Genomic DNA, 19401 nt, shown 5'->3' with positions numbered 1-19401 from the left:
CCATAAGCAATCAATCCTTAAAGTGTTCGGGGAAATTTGTCTGTTCCGAAGCCTCCTCGGCTTCCTCCGGCGGCTTTTCCGAAGAAAGCTCCTCATTGGCAGGCGCTATGGCTTCCCGGGGAAACCGGGGCGTCAGCGCGCCGGGGCGGAGGAAGGATGCGTTTCTGCTTTTAGCGTATTCGGAAAATCGGCCCGCGTGAAGGGACCCTGCGGGCTGGGGCCTGGGGCCCGGAGCCCTAATGCGGCGGATCAGCACCAGGTAAGCGATTAGCAGCGCCAGGGAAAGCAGCGTCAGCAGAATACCGGAGAGCAGGCCGGGGGTGTGATAGGTGAATTCTATCACTACCTTTTCGCCCTGGGGCACTTTTACCGCCATAAAGCCCACATTAGCCCGGTAGATCTCCGCGTCCTCTCCGTTGACCTGGGCCGTCCAGCCCGGCTCATAGGGAACGCTGAAGAACTGCACCGCTTCCCGGCTGCTGCTGAGTTCGGCGGTGAAGCCTGTTGTGGTGTATTGGAAGGAGGAGCAGGCGGTTTTGGCCCTGTCCTCACAATCTTCCAGATATTTTTCCTCGGTAAAGCGGCGGTTATCAGAGGGAAGCTCCGCAAGCAGAGAGGAAAACTCTCCTCTCACATCGTCCTCCAGCACAATGGCCCGCAGCATGGCCCGTTCCCGATCCGCTTTGCTCAAGGCGTCGTAATCGCTGCGGGTCAGGTAATAGCTGTAGGAAAAGCCCATGGGAATATAATACTCGTTTTCCCAAATATCAAAACCATTGGCATTTCCGTAATAGACCCAGCCGGGCATTTTTGGTTCGGAAGCGTCCTCCCCCGCAAAATAGTCGCCGTCGTGATCATCGTCAAACAGCCAGTGAACAGAGGTCAGGCCCCGCAGGGCGTAATGGGTGGTATCGGGCCGGGAGGCCACGTCCCTGGTCACATCGATGGACTCGTAAAATTCCATCACGGAGCCCGGCACGATACTGTGAAAGGCCTGAATGGAAGGGATCTGCCAGAACATGGCGGAATTATCGGTGGATTCGTAAAAATCAGAGCGGCATTCCTGCAGATCGGGCAGGTCGATCTCTTTTCCTCCGTTTAAGGCATAGGGGATCAGGTGGTCCCAGGTGTAGTCGGACTGGGTTTTCCCCAGGGCGATAAAGTAAATGGAGTAAAGCACTGTAACCACCGCCAGGGCGGTGCTGAGGGCACGGTAAAAGCCCTTGCGGTTTTTGCGATAGAAGATGAAAACATAAATCAAGGCCGCCAGCGAGATCAGGGCGATGGCAGTGTAGGTCCAGAACCGGGTGGGATACTGCTCCAGCCCCATGGACCAGACCTTTTCTCCGTCCACGGTTTCCGCATAGGGCATCAGGCCGATAGCCCCGGAAATGACCAGGGTGATCACGAAAGTCCAGGTAATGGAGCGCTTCCAGTTGGTGCGTTCGTTTTCCAGGGCCATTACGGTGGCCAGGGCCATCATCAGGGTGAGCATATAGAACCACCGGGCATAGTAAGCGCTGTTCAGCATCTGGAAGGAGGAATTCAGGCCCGGCACCAGAGCCATGACGAACAGCACCCAGAGCATTTTTTTCAGCCAGTGCTTTCTGCGCAGTTGCAGCCAGCCGATCACACCGGTCATGCTGAACAGGGGCAGCCAAGCCCCCAGAGAAGCCCACTTGGATTCCGATTCCGGGGTGAAATTGGGCCGGGCCGGAAGATCCGGCGGGAAAAAGAAGCATTCCAAAATATGGAGATACCGCTGATTTTTATTGTAAAGCAGGGCGCTCCAGCCGCTGATCAGATTTTCCGTTCTATTGTTTTGCAGCACAGCCAGCACGGAGGGAACCAGCAGAATGGCGGAAAGGCCCAGTCCCAGCACGGCCTCCAGGGCCAGCAGCAGAAAATCCCGGAAGCTCAGACGCCAGCTGCCGTACAGCAGGCGCAGGAAGAAATAGATCACCGTAAAGGTGACCTGCCCTACAAAGAAGTAGTAATTTGTCAGGCAGCAGAAGGCCACGGTCAGGGCAAAAAGACCCCTGCGGCGGGTGGCCATGTATTCGTCCAAAGCCGCCAGCAGCAGCGGGAACAAAATGATAGCCTCATGGAAATGGTTGAAGAAAATATTGTAGATGGAAAAGCCGGAAAAGGCGTACAGCACCGCGCCGATCAAAGCGCTTTCCCGAGTTTTGGTATAGCGGTGGATATAAATATATCCGGTCAGGGTGGCGCAGGCAAATTTCAGGATAAACAGCGGCCCCATCAAAAATTGCAGCCATTCGGAGGGGAAGGGAATGGTCAGCCAGAAAAAGGGGCTGCCTAAAAGATAGAAGGAATAAGAGCCGATAAAATTGGCGCCCAGGTCGGTTTTATAGCTCCAGCCCCATTCCCCGGAACGCACAGCGTCATGGGCCAGGCGGTAAAAGGGGATCTGCTGTACGTTAAAATCCCCATAGAAAAGGAACCGGCCGCCGTCTACAATAAAAAAGGGCAGAAAAATGAGAAAAGAAAGCCCCATTCCCAAGAAAAAGGCTTTAAGAAAATAATTGTTCCGAAAGCCCCTGGTTTCTCTTCGCTGAAGTCCGTTCATACAAAGAAGCGCTCCTTTGTCTTAAATGCTAGATGCTGGATACCAGCTGCCAGACACTAAACAAAAGCCCTTGCCCTTCTCTAATAACTAACAGCTAATATCTAACAACTAGTATATCACAGCCCGTCGGCAGGATAAAGTATTTTTTGGCGGAAGAGGAAAGATTTTCTTTGGAAAAGCAGCGGCGTCCTCCCTCTACCGCAAAATTTTCCGTCCTGATCCAATATCCGAATCTAATCTTGACAATATTCTACTTGTAGAATATAATTAAGCCTTCAAGTAAGATCCGCGGAGGTGTGCGGCATGCTGAAGCATGGTATTTTGGGGCTTTTGAACTATCATCAAATGTCGGGCTATGAAATTATGCTGGTATTTCGGGATTCTCTTTGTTTTTTCTGGAGCGCCCAGACCAGCCAGATCTACCGGGAGCTGCAAACTTTGGAAACAAAGGGATGGGTCAGTAAAACCACGGTTCCCCAAGAGGGGAAGCCGGATAAAAACATCTACACCATTACGGCGGTGGGCCGGGAAGAGCTGCTTTGCTGGCTTTCCAGCGGAGAGCCGGAGTACGGCCCCCGCAGTGCGCTTTTGATGAAAGTGTTTTTCCTGGGAGAGCGCGGGCGGGAGGAAAATATCCGATATTTTAAAAGCTTCGCGGAATATTGCGGAATCGTTCTGCAGGGGCTTGACGAGGCGCAAAAGCATATCGGCGAGTACCGAGCCGTGCTGGACGATCCGGAGAAGGCGCTCTATTGGGAAATGACGGTGGAGCATGGGCGCAGAGCGATGCAGATGGAAATTGACTGGGTACGGGACTGCATTGCCCGGCTGAAGGGAGAGAGGTAAAGGAAGGTTCTTGTTATCAACGGAAGCCCGAAAGGAGAAAAAAGCAACACCTACCGGCTGACAAAAGCGTTTCTGGAGGGAATGCGCGCGGGCTGTGAGGCGGTGGAAACACAGGAGCTTCTTGTGGGCAGCCTGGAGCTTCGCCCCTGTCTGGGCTGCTTTTCCTGCTGGAATAAAACGCCCGGACAATGCTGTATCAGAGACGACATGGGCCAGGTGATCGAAAAGCTGCTGTGGGCAGACGTGATCATCTGGAGCTTTCCCCTGTACTATTTTTCGGTTCCGGGGCCGCTGAAGAATCTTATTGACCGGCAGCTTCCCATGGTTTTGCCCTTTATGGAGGAGGACGGCGGGGAAACCGGCAGCGGCAGCCACCCGGCCCGCTATGACATGAGCGGCAAGCGGACGGTGGTGATCTCCACCTGCGGTTTTTATACGGCCCAGGGAAACTATGATGGAGTGTACAGCCTGTTCGACCATGAATGCGGCAAAGACAGGTATACCGCTCTGTTCTGCGGACAGGGCGAGCTGTTTCGGGTCCCTGAGGTGCGGAAGCGGACAGAGGAATACCTGGGATATGTTCGTCAGGCCGGAACGGAGTACGTGACCAAAGGCATTTCCCCGGAAACGGAAGAAAAGCTTTCCCAGCTGCTTTTCCCCCGGGAGGTATTTGAACGCTGGGCGGACGACAGCTGGGGCGTGGATAAGGAAACCGGGGAAAAGGAATCGGATCCCCTGATTTTCACCCGGCAGATGGCCGCGCTATACAGAAAAGAAAGCTGGTCCGGCCATGATCTGGTGCTGGAGATGGTCTATACCGATGAAAACGAGCGGTATCAGATCGTCTTGAGCAAGGAGGGCAGCCGCGTTCTGACAGAGGCCTTTCTCCCCGCCACCACAACGGTGGAAACCCCTGTTACGGTGTGGCGGGCTATTTCCATGGGAGAGATCAGCGGCAGCGAGGCGCTGATGGAGCATCAGTACCGGGTGGAAGGCGATTTTGATCTGCTGCTGAAATGGGACGACTATTTTTCCGGGATCGGAGCCGGGGCTGCCCATGCACCGGAAACAAAGGGAAAGCCGCTGCCCGCGTCGGGGCTTCACATTCCGCCGAAGCCCACCAGCCTGCATATCCTTTTACTCCCGTGGATCGTATTTTGGGCAGGAGCCTCCATTCACGCCTTTTGGGGCAGTCTCGCAAGCCTGGGGGTGTGCGTGCTGGTCCCGCTGGTCTTTTATCAAAACAAAAAAACGGCCTACGATGTGCTCTCCGGCAGCCTGATAACATGCTTTTCCGCCGCCACCCTGCTGGGCGCGCCGGTCCGGCTGACAGTACCGCTGGCCTACCTGGCCTTCGGCATTATGTGGACGGCCACCTGTTTCTGCAGGCTTCCCCTTACCGCTCACTATTCCATGAATGCTTATGAAGGCGAAAAGGCCTTATCCAACCCCCTCTTTCTCAAAACTAACCGCATTTTGACCTTGCTCTGGGGCGTGCTGTACCTGATCACCCCCCTGTGGACCTATGCGATCCTGGGCACCGACATCGGCAGCTGGATCGGGGCGATCAATTCGATCCTTCCGTTACTGCTGGGCATGTTCACCGCCTGGTTTCAGAAATGGTACCCCGCAAAGGTCGCCAGGGGGAAATAGCGCGTTGATGCAATGGGGAATGAGCAATTAGCAATTAGCAATGAAGGGCAAGAACAAAAGCGTTGCAAGCGACACAAGTGTTGTGACCAACACTGATAAATTATAGTTTATATGACACCCCCTTGGCTCCCCTGAAAGGGGAGCTGTCACGGCGAAGCCGTGACTGAGGGGTTCCGACTGCATGGTAGAAAAGGTAGGTTTTATGCGGGTTTTCAGCGATCTGGAACCTCTCCACCGCCTATCGGCGGTCCCAGAAGGTTGCAAAGCAACCTTCTTCCCCTATTCAGGGGTGAGCGCGTCCCAGTGGGGGGAAGGTCTCCAGTGGAGAACTCAGCTGTCGCTTCAGACATTGCTGAACGTGCCCCACTGGGGCACAACAACCGCTCTGACCCGTTCTCGTTTGTCAACTCGGTCGTTGCTGGACGTGTGCCACCGGCACACAGCAACCGAGCCGACAGGCGAGACCGCTGGTGCGAACTGTTCTCCGCTTCGCTTCGGGTGCAAAGCGCAGAAAGCCATGGCTTTCTTGGCGCATTGTTCTGCACCGACCGAACCGACAGGTGAGACCGTTGCTGGGCGTGCCCCACCGGGGCACAGCAACCGAGCCGACAGGCGAGAAAGGCAAGGGGTTAATGCTATTCGTAAGTTCGCTAAATTCTAATTTAATGACCCATAATTTCCGGCCCTGCTAAATTCTCATTCCTCATTGCTCATTGTACATTGCGCCCTTGCTTTTTCTTTTTCGTGCCGGAAAACAGCTCCCGGAAGCCGATGAACAGCAGGAAAACGCCGAACAGCCTGCGCAGCAGGGTCACGTCCAGCAGGGAGGCCAAAATCGCCCCCAGAATGCAGGCGGGCAGGCCCAGCAGGGTGCACCACAGCACGGCCTGCTTTTCAATGAGCTTGTTTTTGGCATGGCCCCACAAAGCCGGAAGGGCGCAGCAGACAAAATACAGAAGATTGATACCGCCCGCCTGCTGCTGTGTCAGGCCGGAAACCAGGGTAAGCCATAAAATCAGCAGGGTGCCTCCGCCGATACCGAAGCCGGAAAGCACGCCGGTAAGCGCTCCGGCCAGAAGAGAAAGAAACCACATCATAGGGCCAGCACCGCCCGAACGCCGCCGTATAGGATCAGCAGCCCAAAGATCCGGCGCAGAAGAGTCACGGGCATTTTTTGAAAGATCTTCCCGGAGATCAGCCCGCCGATCCCACCGCCGATCAGATAAGGCAGAGCGGCGTTCAGATCCAGCGCGCCCTTCCAGAAGTAAATGCCTGCCGATACCAGCGAAAGGGGCAGGATCACCGCCACAGAGGAGGCAAAAGCCTTTTTCTGCTCCATTCCCAGCCATTTTGTAAAAAGCGGCACCAGAAACAAACCGCCGCCGGAGCCGAACAGTCCGTTGGCAAGGCCGCCCAAGCCGCCGATCACCGCGTATTTTCCTTTTTCCTTCCTCATAAAAGCTCCTTTTGGTTTCTTAAACTATAAAGAACCTGTATTCACAACCTGCAAACGCCGTCTGAGCGGACTTATTCGCGCTGCTCGTCGTTAAATTTGACAGTATGCCTGCCCAAATTCGCCTAGAGCAACACGAAAAATTCTCGCTCTTCCGGCATCTTCGGTTATGAATACAGGTTCTAAATCGCTGTAATTCAGTTTTCCCAAAAGGTTCCAAAAGATTCTTTTTATGCAAGGGGCTTTTGTTGGGGCAATGAGGAATGAACAGTGAGTAATTAAGGGCAAAGGCAAAAGCGTTGCAAGCAACGCTGATAAATTATAGTTTAGCGGCGAGGCGTCGCGGCCACTCGTGCCCCTGCTTGGTGCGGGAGGATACTTTCTGACCCGACCGGAAGGACACCGCTAAATTGATTGTTTAACGGACTAGTCGTTAGCTGTTAGTTGTTAGTCGTTAGAGAAGAATAAGCCCCCTCCTTTGTCATTACTGAGCAAAAAGCGGAGTAAACTCCGCTTTCCCGGCGAAGAATCTCGTCCTGAAAGCCCATCAAAAAGACCCAAAGAACGAGATCCTTCGCGGCAGCAAAGCTTGCTTTGCCAGAAAAGCGAGGCTGGCTTCGCTTTTTGCTCAGGAATGACAGACGGAGAGTGAGTATCTCGCTGTTGGTCGAGCCGGAAACTAGTCTCCCGCGCCAAGCGGCTTCACGAGTGCCCGCGGTGGCTCGCCGCCAAATTCCAATTTAGCGAACGATGTCCTTACCCTTAAATTGCGCCTTTCTAATTGCTCATTCTCTCACCGGCTACTTCAAATGAATGTAATACTGCGGAGAGCCGTTTTCCATGCGCTCTTCCTTGATTTCAAACATGTCCAGGGAATCCAGGAAGGGGGTGAGCTTGGTAAAGCCGTAGTTGCGCACGTCAAAATCGGGGTAGCGCTTGCCCAGAATGTTTCCCACCTTGCCGATGAAGATCCAGTTGTCCTCGTCGGAATTTTCCCGCACAATGGTGCGCAGTGCCCGGCGAATGGTATTCAAATTGGTTTTCAGCTCCTGCCCGGAGCTTTTTTTCTGCTCGGCTTTTCCCTTCGTTTTCTTGGGGGCTTTTTTGCTCTGCTGGGCGCTCTGCGGCTTATGAGCCTCCTCCGGCTCGTCCTCCTCGGCGGCGGAGAGAATATCCAGGTACTTGAATTTGTTGCAGGCGGCGATAAAGGAATTGGGGGTCTTGCTTTCGCCCATGCCGATCACTGTCATGCCGGATTCCCGCAGCCGGGCGGCCAGGCGGGTGAAATCGCTGTCGGAGGAAACCAGGCAGAAGCCGTCTACCTGCTCGGAATAGAGGATATCCATGGCGTCGATGATCATGGCGGAGTCGGTGGAATTCTTTCCTGTGGTGTAGCTGTACTGCTGGATCGGCAGCACGGAATTATCCAGCAGGGTGCTTTTCCAGGAAACAAGGGCGGGGTTCGTCCAGTCTCCATAGATCCGCTTGTAGGTGGCGATACCGTCTTTGGAGATCTCGTCCAGAATGATCTTGATGTATTTAACGGAAACATTGTCCGCGTCGATCAATACGGCAAATCGAGAGTCGTTGGGCATGGGGTCAGCTTCCTTTCTGTAGTTGGTGTTCAGCTTGCTCCCAGTCCTTGAAATAATCACATTTCAGGGTGTCCATGGAAGCGGTCATGCGTTCCTTTACGGCGGAGGTACGGTCAGTGATCTCCGGGGTGACAGAGCCGCGGCAGCCTTCGGGGTACAGCAGCTCTCCGTCGTACCAGGCGTAATTCGGCAGGGGGATCACGCCGCCCATGTCTCCGAAGATGTCGTCTCCCACATAGTACCTGCGGTCAGCGGGAAGGTCATACAGATTTACCAGCGTGGGGACCAGGTCGATAGAGGAGGCGTATTTCTCCACCCTTTGCGGGGAAAGTCCGCCGCCGTAGAGAAAACAGGGCGTGCGATAAATAGAAACGTCATCGTCCGGCGCGCCCTTGAGCCGCAGCAGAAATTCCTTGTCTGTCATATATTTCCCATAATGATCGGCATAAAACAATAAAGCGGTTTCTTTCAGCTTGCCGTCTTCCTCGAGGGCTGAAATAAGCGCTCCCACAAAAGCGTCCGTTTCCATGGCGTGGGCTACCGCGATAGTGTATTCCTCCAGGTTTTCCGGGCTGTCTGTCACGCCGGAGCGGGCTACGGCCTCTCTCGCCTTCTGAATGTGGGGGTCGGAGATATTTTTCATTTCCTCCGTATAGGGCCCGTGCCCGGAGTAGGTGATGATGTAGGAGAAAAAGCTTCCCTCCGGCGCGATCTTGTCATAAGCCCGGATCATCTGGGAATCCAGCTGGTAGTCGTCCATTCCCATCAGGGTGGAGTAATAGTAGGTCTCAAAGCCCAGATTTTGGTGAACAGAGCCCCGGCTGTAAATGGAGGGGCTGGCGGAGTGGAAGGAGTTGGAGGTATATCCCGCCGCCTCAAACTGGTTTGCCAGGGAAAGCGGAAAGCTGTTCTTCGAGTAGGCGGAGCTGGAAAGGCCGGAAACGGCGGGGAGCAGGCCGGTCTGCGAAATGATCTCCGTGGTGAAGGTGGCTGCGGAAAGGTAGGTGGGCGTATAGAAATTCGTAAAGTCCACGGAATCCTGCTGAAGCCGGTACAGGTTCGGCATGTATTCCGGGGTCAGCAGCCAGGTGTCGATGGATTCCATCATGACCATAATGAGGTTTTTCTCCTTCAGGACGCCGGTCATTTCGTTTTCCCCGCTGATCTCCAGCCCGCGCTGTTCATAAAACGCGTCCAGCTTTTCGGCGCTGAGCTGATTCCCGCTGAGACCGAAGGAAACGAGAAAATTGCGGAAGCTATACTGGTACAGCCCGGTCATGGTAAGGCACTGGTTGAAATCGGTAAATTCGCTGTAGCGGTAGCCCACGGTCGAAGCTTCGGGATCATAGGTGTTTCCCCACCACATTTTGTCCGCCCGGGGCATGGAGGCGTTGTGGGTGCAAAAGAGAAGGATCAGAGAGAGCGCCGCCGCACCCAAAGAGGGCAGCAGCTTTTTCCACCAGGTTACATCGGGCTTCCCCTTCGGCGCAAGAAACGCGGCGAAGGCCATCAGCAAAACAGCCGCGAACAGGCAGAGCAGGAAGGCCTTTCGTAGGTTCAGGTAGGTCCAGCTGAAAAATTTAGCGCCGTCTCCGGCAAAATTCAGGTCCGAGAAGGAAAACATGCTCCCCGTCAGGTGAAAGAGCACTCCGTGTACCAGGGTGAGCACGGAAAAAAGCAGGATCAGCGCCATCGTGGCGATCCGTTTTCCCAACCGCGGCAAAAGAGAGATCAGGGCCGTCAGCAGCAGCGCCCAGCCAAGAGTAAATAGAGTAGGCTTTAAGGCAAACAGCTCCGTATCGCCCGCGAACTGATAAAAGAAGCGGAAGGAAAAGTCCAGCAGCACAAAGCTGAAAAAGCACAGCGGCAGGCTGAGAAAGGACAGCTTTTTAACACGATCTAAAAAATGTTTCATACCTATGTATCCCTGTATTCAGATATTTCCAAGTGGAACAGCTTCGCCCCACAGCGGAAGATATTTCTATTTTATCACATTTTCGGAAAAAAGGGAATTGGAAAAGAATCAGAAGGTACAGGCAGTTTCCGCCAGGGCTTCTCATACACATAAAGAGATGGCCGCCCCGAGGCTTTCGGGCCGGTTATTCCGGTGAAATGGGGGAAACGCATATGTTTTTAACACAGCTTCTGGACTTTCTTTCAGGGATCTTTTATCTCTTTCTGCACGTTACCGGCGGAGGGACCTTCCCCAAGGCGCTCAGCGCCCAGGAGGAAAAAAAGTGCCTGGAGGAAATGGCCCGGGGAAGCGAGGCCGCCCGGCGTAAGCTGATCGAGCACAATCTTCGCCTGGTGGCCCATATCATCAAGAAATATTACGCCAACCAAAACGATCAGGAGGACCTGATCTCCATCGGCACCATAGGGCTCATCAAGGCGGTAGACAGCTTCAATGCGGAAAAGGGCATCAAGCTTTCCAGCTATGCCTCCCGGTGTATTGAAAATGAGATCCTCATGTTTTTCCGCAGCGGGAAAAAGAGCGCTCAGGATATTTCCATCAATGAGCCGATTGAGACGGACAAATCCGGCAATACCCTGACGCTGATGGATACCATGGCGGTGGACGATACCATCATCGATAATATCGATACCAAAATGAAAAGCGAAAAGCTTTACGGCTTTATCGACAAGGTGCTGACCCGGCGGGAAAAGGATATCATTCGCATGCGGTACGGCCTAGGCGGCGGAAGGCCCCTGCCCCAGCGGGTAGTGGCGAAAAAGCTGGGAATCTCCCGCAGCTATGTTTCCCGCATCGAAAAAAAGGCCCTGCAAAAGCTGCGGGGAGAGTTTGAGGGGGAGTAGGGGGAAGCTTGTTGGAAGCAGGATTAGGGCTTTTTTATCGATATGAAGGAAGGCGCCGCCGGAATTCCGGCGGCGCCTTCCTTCTGTGGTTGAAAGGAGTACAGTTTTGCGATATAATGCGATATGATAAAAATTACAAAATTGCGGAATGGGTGGATAAAGAAGAGGACACAGTGCTTTGTCTTTGTTATGGTGCTGATTCAGTGCTTGGCAATGCTTCTGAAATTTATATGAAATACTGAATTTTGAATAAAATGAGTCAAAAATGCTTTACATGAACAAACACGCAGGAGGTGTCCCCATGCCCTTTACCATCGTCCGGCAGGACATTACAAAAATGAAGGTAGACGCCATTGTCAACGCCGCCAATACCGGGCTGCGGGAGGGCGGTGGGGTATGCGGAGCTGTGTTTCGTGCCGCCGGGGCGCGGGAGCTTCAGGCGGCCTGCGATAAGCTTGCGCCGGTCAGGGTGGGAGAAGCGGCCATTACGCCGGGCTTTTCTCTGCCTGCCAAATATGTGATCCACGCGGTGGGGCCTGTTTATCACCGCTGGCACAAAAATCAGTGCCGGGAGCTTTTGACGTTGGCCTACAAATCGGCGCTGGAGCTGGCGGCGGAGCATGGCTGTGAAAGCGTTGCCTTTCCGCTGATTTCCAGCGGAATCTACGGCTATCCCAAGGAGGAAGCGCTTCAGGTGGCCCGGCAGAGCATCGGAGACTTTCTGAAAACCGCTGATATGGACGTGTTTCTGGCAGTGTTCGATCCTTCTTCCTTCCAAATCAGCAAAACGCTGCTGGGCAGTGTGGAGAGCTACATCGACGAGCACTATGTGAAGGCCCACACCTTTGCCCGGAGCAGGGCTTTTGAATGGAAAGCGGAGGCGCTGGAGCAGGCAGCCTCACTCCCGCTTCCTATGGCGGCGGCCCCGGTGCTCAGCGACCTGTTGGACGACCTGGACGAGCCGTTTTCCGACGCGCTTCTGAAGCTCATCGACCAGAAGGGCAAAACCGATGTGGAGGTCTACAAGAAAGCAAACATTGACCGCAAGCTCTTTTCCAAGATTCGAACGGGCAAGGGCTACACCCCCAAAAAGCCCACCATTCTGGCGCTGGCCATCGCTTTGGAGCTGAGCCTGACCGAAACGGATCAGCTGCTGGAGCGGGCGGGCTACGCCCTGTCCCATGCCAGTAAGTTCGACGTGATCGTGGAGTATTTCATCGTGAACCGGAAATATGACATTTTCGAGATCAACGAGGTGCTCTTCGCCTATGACCAGCCGCTGCTGGGGTCGTGAACCCAAAAGATAAATTTGATTTTTTTGGAGGTGCTTCCAATGAAAGAGAGACAGCTGCTTTTGACATCCAGCGGATTGTCCGAAACGACGGGCAAGATCTTTTTCAAGGCCGCCCAGAAAAGCCCGGAAGAAATGAAAATACTCTATGTGCCCACTGCGGGAATCGAAACAGACGGGGCGAGAGAGGGTTTTGCCATTTGCCTGCACGAAATGCTGCGCATGGGAATCCGGCAGGAGAATGTTTTCATCTACAATCTCGAATTGCTTCTTTCCAAGGGCTACAAGCGGACGTACTCGGCCTATGTGGAAACGCCTTCCATGGCGGCCAGGCTATTGACGCAGGAAGAAATGCAGGCGTTCGATGCCGTATTTGTCAGCGGCGGAGACTGTGCTGTTCTGTGCCGCGAAATGGTCAGGACCGGATTCAATAAGGTGCTTTTGACTGCGGTGAACAGCGGGCTTTTCTATGTGGGGATCAGTGCGGGGAGCATGTATGCGGCCGGGAATTTGGAGGACAGTCTGCATGTCATTGAAAACCCCATCATTTTCCATTGGGAAAAAGAGCCGTTGGCGGAAATGCCAGAGGGCAGCGAAGCCGTTTGCCTGGCGGACGGACAGGCTGTTTACGTGACAGGGGATAAGGTAATCCTGATCTGTTAGCGCTCATTCCGCAGGACGGCTTGCTCTTTGCCTGTGAGCAGCCGCTGTTGGGGCGTGTAAACGAAAACTGTAAATCGGATTTTTCTAAAATACATAGAGCAAAGGATAAAATTTGTGAATTGGAGGAAAAACATGCTCGTCAACACAAAACAGTTTGCCGTGGTGGAAAAGGCATTGACCGACAATGGGGCGCTCGAAAGGTTTGAAAAAGAAAACGGAAAAATCAAAGGGCGTATGATGATTACAGTGATCGATATCCCGGAAGAGATTCCAGTCACCGTAAAAGGGAAAAACTTTCCGGTTGGCTTTGACTGCTCTTTTGATTTTTAGGATTCCTCTATTGGCCTTGCACTGTACACAGACACCAAAGAGGCTGCCAGCGGTTTCTGGGTAACACATCAAGTACCGGGAGCGGAGCCGCCTTCTCAGGAATGGATCGAATTCTTTATCAAAACACTTATTGAAAATATTGAGGAAGATGGATCTTTTGGATATCCTATGTATTCTTTCGTCACCGACGAAAGCGACTTGATGGTAGTTCCTACAATTTAATTTGCCAGGTATTGAATAAAAACTTGTCGCTTTGCAAGCGACCGAAGGACCTCCTGTGTGGGCTAAAATGAAGCCATCAAAATACAGGAGGTCATTTTTATGAAGGCGACAGAACTGGTTTTTATTTTAGACAAAAGCGGCTCCATGGCGGGCTTGGAAAGCGACACCATCGGTGGGTTTAACGCCATGCTGAAAAAGCAGAAGGAAGTTCCCGGGGAATGCCGGATCACCACCGTATTGTTTGATAACCGCTATGAGCTCCTGCATGACCGCATCGATCTTCGAGCGGTCGGGCCCATGACGGAGCGGGAATACCGGGTGGGCGGCTCCACCGCCCTGCTGGACGCCATCGGCCTGACCATCGAAAAGCTCGTTTCCGTGCAGAAAAATACGGCGGAAAGCTACCGGGCGGAAAACGTGATGTTCGTCATCATCACGGACGGGGAGGAAAATTCCAGCAGGCGGTTTTCCTCTGACAGAGTCAAGGCCATGATCGAACACGAAAAGGAAAAATACGGCTGGGAGTTTGTGTTCCTGGGGGCAAATATCGACGCGGTGGAAACGGCGGGCAAATTCGGTATCTCCGCTGACCGGGCCGTGGACTATGTGCCGGACGGCCGGGGAACGGAGCTCAATTTCCAGATGATGAGCGAAGCGGTGGCCGATTTCCGGGAGACCCGCGTGCTGCCCCAGGCGCCGCTGGAGGCGATTCGAGGGGACCACAAAAAGCGGGGAAAGAGAAAGTAAATAAATGTCTCCCGGCTCTGTCAGGAGATATTTATTCTGCGCCTTCAGAGGTTTGCCTGTCTTAAAACAGGGCTGCTTACCATTTTGTTTATCAGGGATCCTGTCAGCTCTGAAATTTTCACAAAAAACTGCATAAATCGGCAGAAAAGGGGCTTTCTGTCTTGCTATGATGCCGCGTTGGGACTATAATAAAACCAATTTCTGGAAAATTTTGGGAAAAAGGAAAATAAAACCGCAAAAGCGTGAAAAACCGGAAAACAGGGAATGGGATAAAGAAAAAGCTATGTATATGATGCGGCAGTATACCGGGCAGAATGTGTATGACGCTCTGCAGGAACGGTTCAAGCTTTTATTTGAGGAGTTCGACAATATTTTTGTCTCCTTCTCAGGCGGAAAGGACAGCGGGATCCTTTTGAATCTGGCGCTGGATTTTCAGCAGAAATATTACCCGCAGAAAAAAATCGGCGTGTTCCACCAGGATTTTGAGGCGCAGTACACGGCGACCACAGAATATGTGGAAGCCACCTTCGAGCGCGTGAAGGAGCTGGTGGAGCCCTACTGGGTCTGCCTGCCGATGGCCGTGAGGACCGCGCTGAGCAGCTATCAGATGTTCTGGTACCCCTGGGACGATACGAAGGAGGAGGCCTGGTGCCGGCCCATGCCTCAGCACCCGTATGTGATCAATTTGGGGAACAACCCCATTACGACCTATCGTTACCGAATGCACCAGGAGGATCTGGCCAGGCAGTTCGGCAGGTGGTACCGCCTTGCCCACGGCGGCAAAAAGACGGTGTGCCTTTTGGGGATCCGGGCGGACGAATCCCTGCAGCGGTACAGCGGAGTTCTCAATAAAAAGCACGGATATGACGGGGAATGCTGGATCAGCAAGCAGTTTAAAGACGTGTGGGCGGCGTCTCCCCTTTACGACTGGTCTTACGCCGATGTGTGGCACGCTTACGCAAAATTCGGTTACCCCTATAATCGCCTCTATGACATGTATTACATGGCCGGACTCAAGCCCGATCAAATGAGGGTGGCCTCTCCCTTCAACGATTACGCCAAGGACAGCCTGCATCTTTATCGCGTGCTGGACCCCGAGATGTGGGTGAGGCTTATTGGCCGGGTAAAAGGCGCCAACTTCGGCGCGATCTACGGCAAAACCAAGGCCATGGGCTATCGGGGGCTGACCCTGCCCGAGGGACACACCTGGGAATCCTACACCAGGTTTCTGCTGGATACGCTGCCCCCCAGGCTGAGAAAAAACTATATCGCGAAATTCAAAACCTCCATTCAGTTTTGGCACAAAACCGGAGGCGGGCTGGAGGAACGGGTCATTCAGGAGCTGATCGAGAAGGGCTATCATATCAGGCGAAACGGCGTGTCGAATTACACGGTTATGAAAAATTCCCGGGTGATCTTCCTCGATAAGATCCCCGACCACACCGACGATATCAAATCCTCGAAGGATCTTCCCAGCTGGAAGCGAATGTGCTACTGCATTTTGAAAAACGACCATACCTGCCGGTTTATGGGCTTTGGCCTGACAAAGGAGCAAAAGAACCGCGTGGATATGCTGAAGCGAAAATACAGCGGAATAGGAGAATGATATGGCGTTTCGAAGCCCCGTATACGATGTGATCGCGGTGCCCGTTGAAAAAGTGATCCCCAATACCTATAATCCCAACACAGTGGCCCCTCCTGAGATGAAGCTGCTCTATGACAGCATTCGGGAGGACGGGTACACCATGCCCATCGTGTGCTATTACGCCAAAAAGCAGGACCGCTATGTGATCGTCGATGGGTTCCACCGTTACCGCGTGATGCTGGATCACCCCGATATCTACGAGCGGGAGGGCGGGCTGCTGCCCGTTTCGGTCATCAATAAATCCCTCGATCACCGAATGGCCAGCACCATTCGCCACAACCGGGCCCGGGGCTCCCACGATGTGGATCTCATGAGCAATATCATTAAGGAGCTCCACGAGCTGGGCCGCTCCGACGCCTGGATCGCGAAGCATCTGGGCATGGACAAGGACGAGATCCTCCGGCTCAAGCAGATCACCGGCCTGGCGGCCCTGTTCAAGGATATCAAATTTGGAGAGGCCTGGAAGCCCGTGGAGGACGAATTCTACGAGGAAAGCCCCAAAGCCGATTGCGCGGAGGCCTCGGCAGAAGAAAAGGAACAGGCGGAGGCCGCGCGGTAGGCGGCTTTTGCAAATGGCGGGACGGTGAGGCCGTTGTTTTCGGGTTTAACGGGGGAAATCGGAATTCAAATAGTTTCACTGTAGCTCTGTAAAATTCCTTGTGAAATGTGTCGAAGCATGGTATAATATCCGCAAAGGTCGTGCGGATATTATGGAATTTAAATTGCCTTGCCCAGTTTGTGCTTCGCACAACGGGTAATCGGCACATGATACAAGTGATTTTTTATCTGCGGGGAAGGTGACGCGCAATGACGCCCGAACAGAAAGCAAGGGAGAGCATCGACAAGAAGCTTGCTCAGGCGGGCTGGATCGTACAGGATATGAAGCAGCTTGACCTGTCTGCCGGGTTGGGTGTTGCGGTGCGCGAATTTCCTACCAGCACTGGGCCGGTAGATTATGCCCTCTTTGTAGAGGGTATTCCCGTGGGCGTTGTGGAAGCCAAGAAAGATGACGCGGGCGAAAATATCACAGTTGCAGAAAGCCAGTCAAACCGTTATGCCGGCAGTACCTTCAAGTGGGTCAAAAGTGACTATCGTATCCGCTTTGCTTATGAAGCGACCGGCAAACTGACCCGTTTTACTGATTACAATGATGTGAAGTACCGTTCCCGTACTGTGTTCAGCTTTCACCAGCCGCAGGAATTGCGGCACTTTATGAAGCTGCCCGACACGGTTCGTAATCGCATGAAGCAGTTTCCCGCTTTTGATACTACCGGATTTCGCAAATGCCAGATCACAGCCATCGGCAATCTGGAGCAGTCTTTTGCAGCCAACAAGCCCAAAGCTTTGATACAGATGGCAACGGGCGCGGGCAAGACCTTTACTGCGATCACCGCTGTGTACCGTTTGCTGAAATACGCAAATGTCAATCGCGTTCTTTTTTTGGTCGATACAAAGGGCTTGGGGGAACAGGCAGAGCGAGAGTTTCTGGCGTACCGCCCCAATGACGACAACCGCTCTTTCTCTGAAATTTACGGAGTTCACCGGTTGAAATCTCCCTTCATTCCTGACTCCGCACAGGTTTGCATCAGCACCATTCAGAGAATGTATTCTATTCTCAGCGGTGAAGAAATAAATGAGTCTATTGAGGAGGAGTCCATGTATGAAAATCCTTCCGTAGATAAACAGGCTCCTAAAGAAGTTGTTTATAATTTCAAGTACCCTCCGGAATTTTTTGATGTTATTATTATCGATGAGTGTCACCGCTCTATTTATAATGTCTGGAAACAGGTTTTGGAGTATTTCGATGCGTTCCTGATTGGTTTGACCGCCACGCCGGATAAGCGAACCTTTGCGTTTTTTGACCAGAACATCGTCAGTGAATATCCCAGAGAGCAGGCCATTATTGACCGTGTGAATGTTGGTGAAGATATTTTCCTGATCGAAACAGAGGTTGGAAAGCAGGGGGCCACGATCCTGAAGCAGATGGTTGAATACCGTAACCGCCTGTCCCGTGAAAAACGTTGGGCGCAGCTAGATGAGGACGTGAATTACCACCCTTCTCAGCTTGATCGGGATATTGTGAACCCCAGCCAGATCCGCACAGTCATTCGCGCGTTTAAGGATAACTTGTATACGGCTCTGTTCCCTCGGCGTAAGGAAGTACCTAAAACGCTGATTTTTGCCAAAACAGACAGCCATGCGGACGATATTATTCAGATTGCCCGTGAAGAATTTGGAGAGGGCAACGAGTTTTGCAAAAAGATTACTTACGCCGTGGAAAATCCGGGAGCTGTTCTCAGCTCTTTCCGCAATAGCTACTATCCCCGTATTGCCGTTACCGTTGATATGATCGCTACCGGCACAGATGTAAAACCCATCGAGTGCCTGATTTTTATGCGAGATGTGCGCAGCAGGAACTATTTTGAGCAGATGAAGGGCCGCGGTACCCGTACCCTGGATAAGGACGATTTGCAAAATGTCACTCCGTCTGCTACAGAGAACAAGGATCACTTTGTCATCGTGGACGCGGTAGGCGTTACCAGGTCCAAAAAATCTGATACCCGCGCGCTGGAGCGCAAACCTTCCGTCAGCCTGAAAGAGCTGATGATGAATGTAGCGCTGGGAGCAAAAGACGAGGACACCCTGACCTCCCTTGCAAACCGTATCATTCGCCTGAACAACCAGATGACGGCAACCGAGCGGAAGGCTTTTACCGAAAAGGTAGGAGTTTCCGCCGGGACACTGGCGGAAACTCTGCTGAATGCCTTTGATGAAGATATCCTTACCGCCCAGGCACGGGCTCGGTTTAGCTGTGACGAGCCTGCTCCGGAGCAATACGCACAAGTGCAGAAAGAGGCTGTCCTTGAGGCGGTAAAGCCTTTTCATAAGCCGGAGGTTCGTGATTTCATTGAGAATGTCCGCCGCAGCCATGAGCAGATTATCGACAACACCAATCCGGACGCCGTGACCTTCGCCGGGTTTGATACACAACAGGAAGTGAATGCCGACAAAGTGCTTCAGACATTCCGGGACTTCATCGAGGCCAACAAAGATGAAATCATCGCCCTGCGAATTATCTACAGTCAGACCTACAAAGACCGCCCTATGGTGATAGACGGTCTGAAAAGTCTCTACGAAAAACTGAAAGCACAGGGCATAACGATTGACCGCCTGTGGGATTGCTATGCCATCAAGAAGCCGGATCAGGTGCGCGGCAAAAGCACCATGCACCAGCTGGCCGATTTGATCTCCATGATTCGCTTTGAAATGGGCTATGAAGATAACCTTCAGCCCTTTGCGGAAACGGTGAACTATAACTTCATGCGCTGGACGCTGAAGCGCAACGCCGGTGCCGTTCACTTCACCGAGGAACAGATGGAATGGCTGCGCCTCATCAAGGATCATATCGCGGTATCTCTGAGTATTGAGCTGGACGACTTGCAGCTGAACCCTTTCGACCGAAAGGGAGGCCTGGGGCGGTTCTATGAGGTGTTCGGGGACGGTTATGAGAAAATTTTGATGGAAATGAATGTGGAGTTGGTGGCGTGA

Annotated in this window: 16 protein-coding genes; 11 read left to right on the top strand and 5 right to left on the bottom strand. The window is 53.0% G+C overall.

Features of this window, described 5'->3' with window-relative positions; genetic code table 11:
* Positions 1-10: 10 nt before the first annotated feature.
* A complete protein-coding gene (locus U8T64_RS01310; RefSeq protein ID WP_322180179.1) occupies positions 11-2590 on the bottom strand; it encodes a YfhO family protein in 2580 nt (859 codons plus the stop codon).
* A gap of 303 nt (positions 2591-2893) precedes the next feature.
* On the opposite strand from U8T64_RS01310, the gene U8T64_RS01305 reads away from it, so the two are divergent.
* On the top strand, positions 2894-3436 hold the full coding sequence (locus U8T64_RS01305; protein ID WP_322180177.1) for a PadR family transcriptional regulator: 543 nt from the start codon (positions 2894-2896) through the stop codon (positions 3434-3436).
* Positions 3437-3451: 15 nt separating this feature from the next.
* The gene (locus U8T64_RS01300) at positions 3452-5089 is read left to right on the top strand and encodes a flavodoxin family protein (protein ID WP_322180479.1); all 1638 of its coding nucleotides are present in this window, start codon (positions 3452-3454) and stop codon (positions 5087-5089) included.
* Positions 5090-5799: 710 nt separating this feature from the next.
* Here the strand turns inward: U8T64_RS01300 and U8T64_RS01295 are convergent.
* From U8T64_RS01295 to U8T64_RS01280, 4 genes are all read right to left on the bottom strand, one after another.
* Positions 5800-6186, bottom strand: coding sequence for a sulfite exporter TauE/SafE family protein (locus U8T64_RS01295; protein WP_322180175.1), 387 nt, complete (start codon positions 6184-6186; stop codon positions 5800-5802).
* Positions 6183-6545, bottom strand: coding sequence for a TSUP family transporter (locus tag U8T64_RS01290; protein WP_322180173.1), 363 nt, complete (start codon positions 6543-6545; stop codon positions 6183-6185). The genes U8T64_RS01295 and U8T64_RS01290 overlap by 4 nt, the downstream gene beginning before the upstream one ends.
* Positions 6546-7342: 797 nt before the next feature.
* Positions 7343-8137: an NYN domain-containing protein gene (locus U8T64_RS01285; RefSeq protein ID WP_322180172.1), complete on the bottom strand. Its 795-nt coding sequence runs from the start codon at positions 8135-8137 to the stop codon at positions 7343-7345.
* A gap of 4 nt (positions 8138-8141) precedes the next feature.
* Positions 8142-10052 carry an LTA synthase family protein gene (locus U8T64_RS01280; RefSeq protein WP_322180170.1) on the bottom strand — a complete coding sequence of 637 codons (1911 nt, stop codon included), beginning with the start codon at positions 10050-10052 and terminating at the stop codon, positions 8142-8144.
* Between the two features lie 212 nt (positions 10053-10264).
* On the opposite strand from U8T64_RS01280, the gene sigK reads away from it, so the two are divergent.
* From sigK to U8T64_RS01235, 9 genes are all read left to right on the top strand, one after another.
* Positions 10265-10954, top strand: coding sequence for an RNA polymerase sporulation sigma factor SigK (gene sigK / locus U8T64_RS01275; protein WP_322180169.1), 690 nt, complete (start codon positions 10265-10267; stop codon positions 10952-10954).
* Between the two features lie 11 nt (positions 10955-10965).
* Entirely contained in the window at positions 10966-11196 is a 231-nt protein-coding gene (locus U8T64_RS01270; protein ID WP_322180167.1) for a hypothetical protein, read from the top strand.
* Positions 11197-11255: 59 nt separating this feature from the next.
* Positions 11256-12248, top strand: coding sequence for a macro domain-containing protein (locus tag U8T64_RS01265; protein ID WP_322180165.1), 993 nt, complete (start codon positions 11256-11258; stop codon positions 12246-12248).
* A gap of 39 nt (positions 12249-12287) precedes the next feature.
* Positions 12288-12908 (top strand): Type 1 glutamine amidotransferase-like domain-containing protein, encoded by a 621-nt coding sequence (locus U8T64_RS01260; RefSeq protein WP_322180163.1) that lies wholly within the window; start codon positions 12288-12290, stop codon positions 12906-12908.
* 114 nt (positions 12909-13022) lie between these two features.
* Positions 13023-13238 (top strand): hypothetical protein, encoded by a 216-nt coding sequence (locus tag U8T64_RS01255; protein WP_322180161.1) that lies wholly within the window; start codon positions 13023-13025, stop codon positions 13236-13238.
* 321 nt (positions 13239-13559) lie between these two features.
* The gene (locus tag U8T64_RS01250; protein WP_322180159.1) at positions 13560-14207 is read left to right on the top strand and encodes a vWA domain-containing protein; all 648 of its coding nucleotides are present in this window, start codon (positions 13560-13562) and stop codon (positions 14205-14207) included.
* 289 nt (positions 14208-14496) lie between these two features.
* A complete protein-coding gene (locus tag U8T64_RS01245; protein WP_322180477.1) occupies positions 14497-15813 on the top strand; it encodes a phosphoadenosine phosphosulfate reductase in 1317 nt (438 codons plus the stop codon).
* A gap of 1 nt (position 15814) precedes the next feature.
* On the top strand, positions 15815-16411 hold the full coding sequence (locus U8T64_RS01240; protein ID WP_322180157.1) for an IbrB-like domain-containing protein: 597 nt from the start codon (positions 15815-15817) through the stop codon (positions 16409-16411).
* A gap of 248 nt (positions 16412-16659) precedes the next feature.
* The gene (locus U8T64_RS01235) at positions 16660-19401 is read left to right on the top strand and encodes a type I restriction endonuclease subunit R (RefSeq protein ID WP_322180155.1); all 2742 of its coding nucleotides are present in this window, start codon (positions 16660-16662) and stop codon (positions 19399-19401) included.

This window comes from Neglectibacter caecimuris (assembly GCF_034335015.1).
GTDB lineage: Bacteria > Bacillota > Clostridia > Oscillospirales > Acutalibacteraceae > Acutalibacter > Acutalibacter caecimuris_A.
This window is presented reverse-complemented; position numbering and strand designations above follow the sequence as displayed.

Bases quoted from the DNA above. Each gene is read 5' to 3' on its own strand.
- U8T64_RS01310 (WP_322180179.1), bottom strand. From the start codon at position 2,590: ATGAACGGACTTCAGCGAAGAGAAACCAGGGGCTTTCGGAACAATTAT.
- U8T64_RS01305 (WP_322180177.1), top strand. From the start codon at position 2,894: ATGCTGAAGCATGGTATTTTGGGGCTTTTGAACTATCATCAAATGTCG.
- U8T64_RS01295 (WP_322180175.1), bottom strand. From the start codon at position 6,186: ATGATGTGGTTTCTTTCTCTTCTGGCCGGAGCGCTTACCGGCGTGCTT.
- U8T64_RS01290 (WP_322180173.1), bottom strand. From the start codon at position 6,545: ATGAGGAAGGAAAAAGGAAAATACGCGGTGATCGGCGGCTTGGGCGGC.
- U8T64_RS01285 (WP_322180172.1), bottom strand. From the start codon at position 8,137: ATGCCCAACGACTCTCGATTTGCCGTATTGATCGACGCGGACAATGTT.
- U8T64_RS01280 (WP_322180170.1), bottom strand. From the start codon at position 10,052: ATGAAACATTTTTTAGATCGTGTTAAAAAGCTGTCCTTTCTCAGCCTG.
- sigK (WP_322180169.1), top strand. From the start codon at position 10,265: ATGTTTTTAACACAGCTTCTGGACTTTCTTTCAGGGATCTTTTATCTC.
- U8T64_RS01265 (WP_322180165.1), top strand. From the start codon at position 11,256: ATGCCCTTTACCATCGTCCGGCAGGACATTACAAAAATGAAGGTAGAC.
- U8T64_RS01260 (WP_322180163.1), top strand. From the start codon at position 12,288: ATGAAAGAGAGACAGCTGCTTTTGACATCCAGCGGATTGTCCGAAACG.
- U8T64_RS01250 (WP_322180159.1), top strand. From the start codon at position 13,560: ATGAAGGCGACAGAACTGGTTTTTATTTTAGACAAAAGCGGCTCCATG.
- U8T64_RS01245 (WP_322180477.1), top strand. From the start codon at position 14,497: ATGATGCGGCAGTATACCGGGCAGAATGTGTATGACGCTCTGCAGGAA.
- U8T64_RS01240 (WP_322180157.1), top strand. From the start codon at position 15,815: ATGGCGTTTCGAAGCCCCGTATACGATGTGATCGCGGTGCCCGTTGAA.
- U8T64_RS01235 (WP_322180155.1), top strand. From the start codon at position 16,660: ATGACGCCCGAACAGAAAGCAAGGGAGAGCATCGACAAGAAGCTTGCT.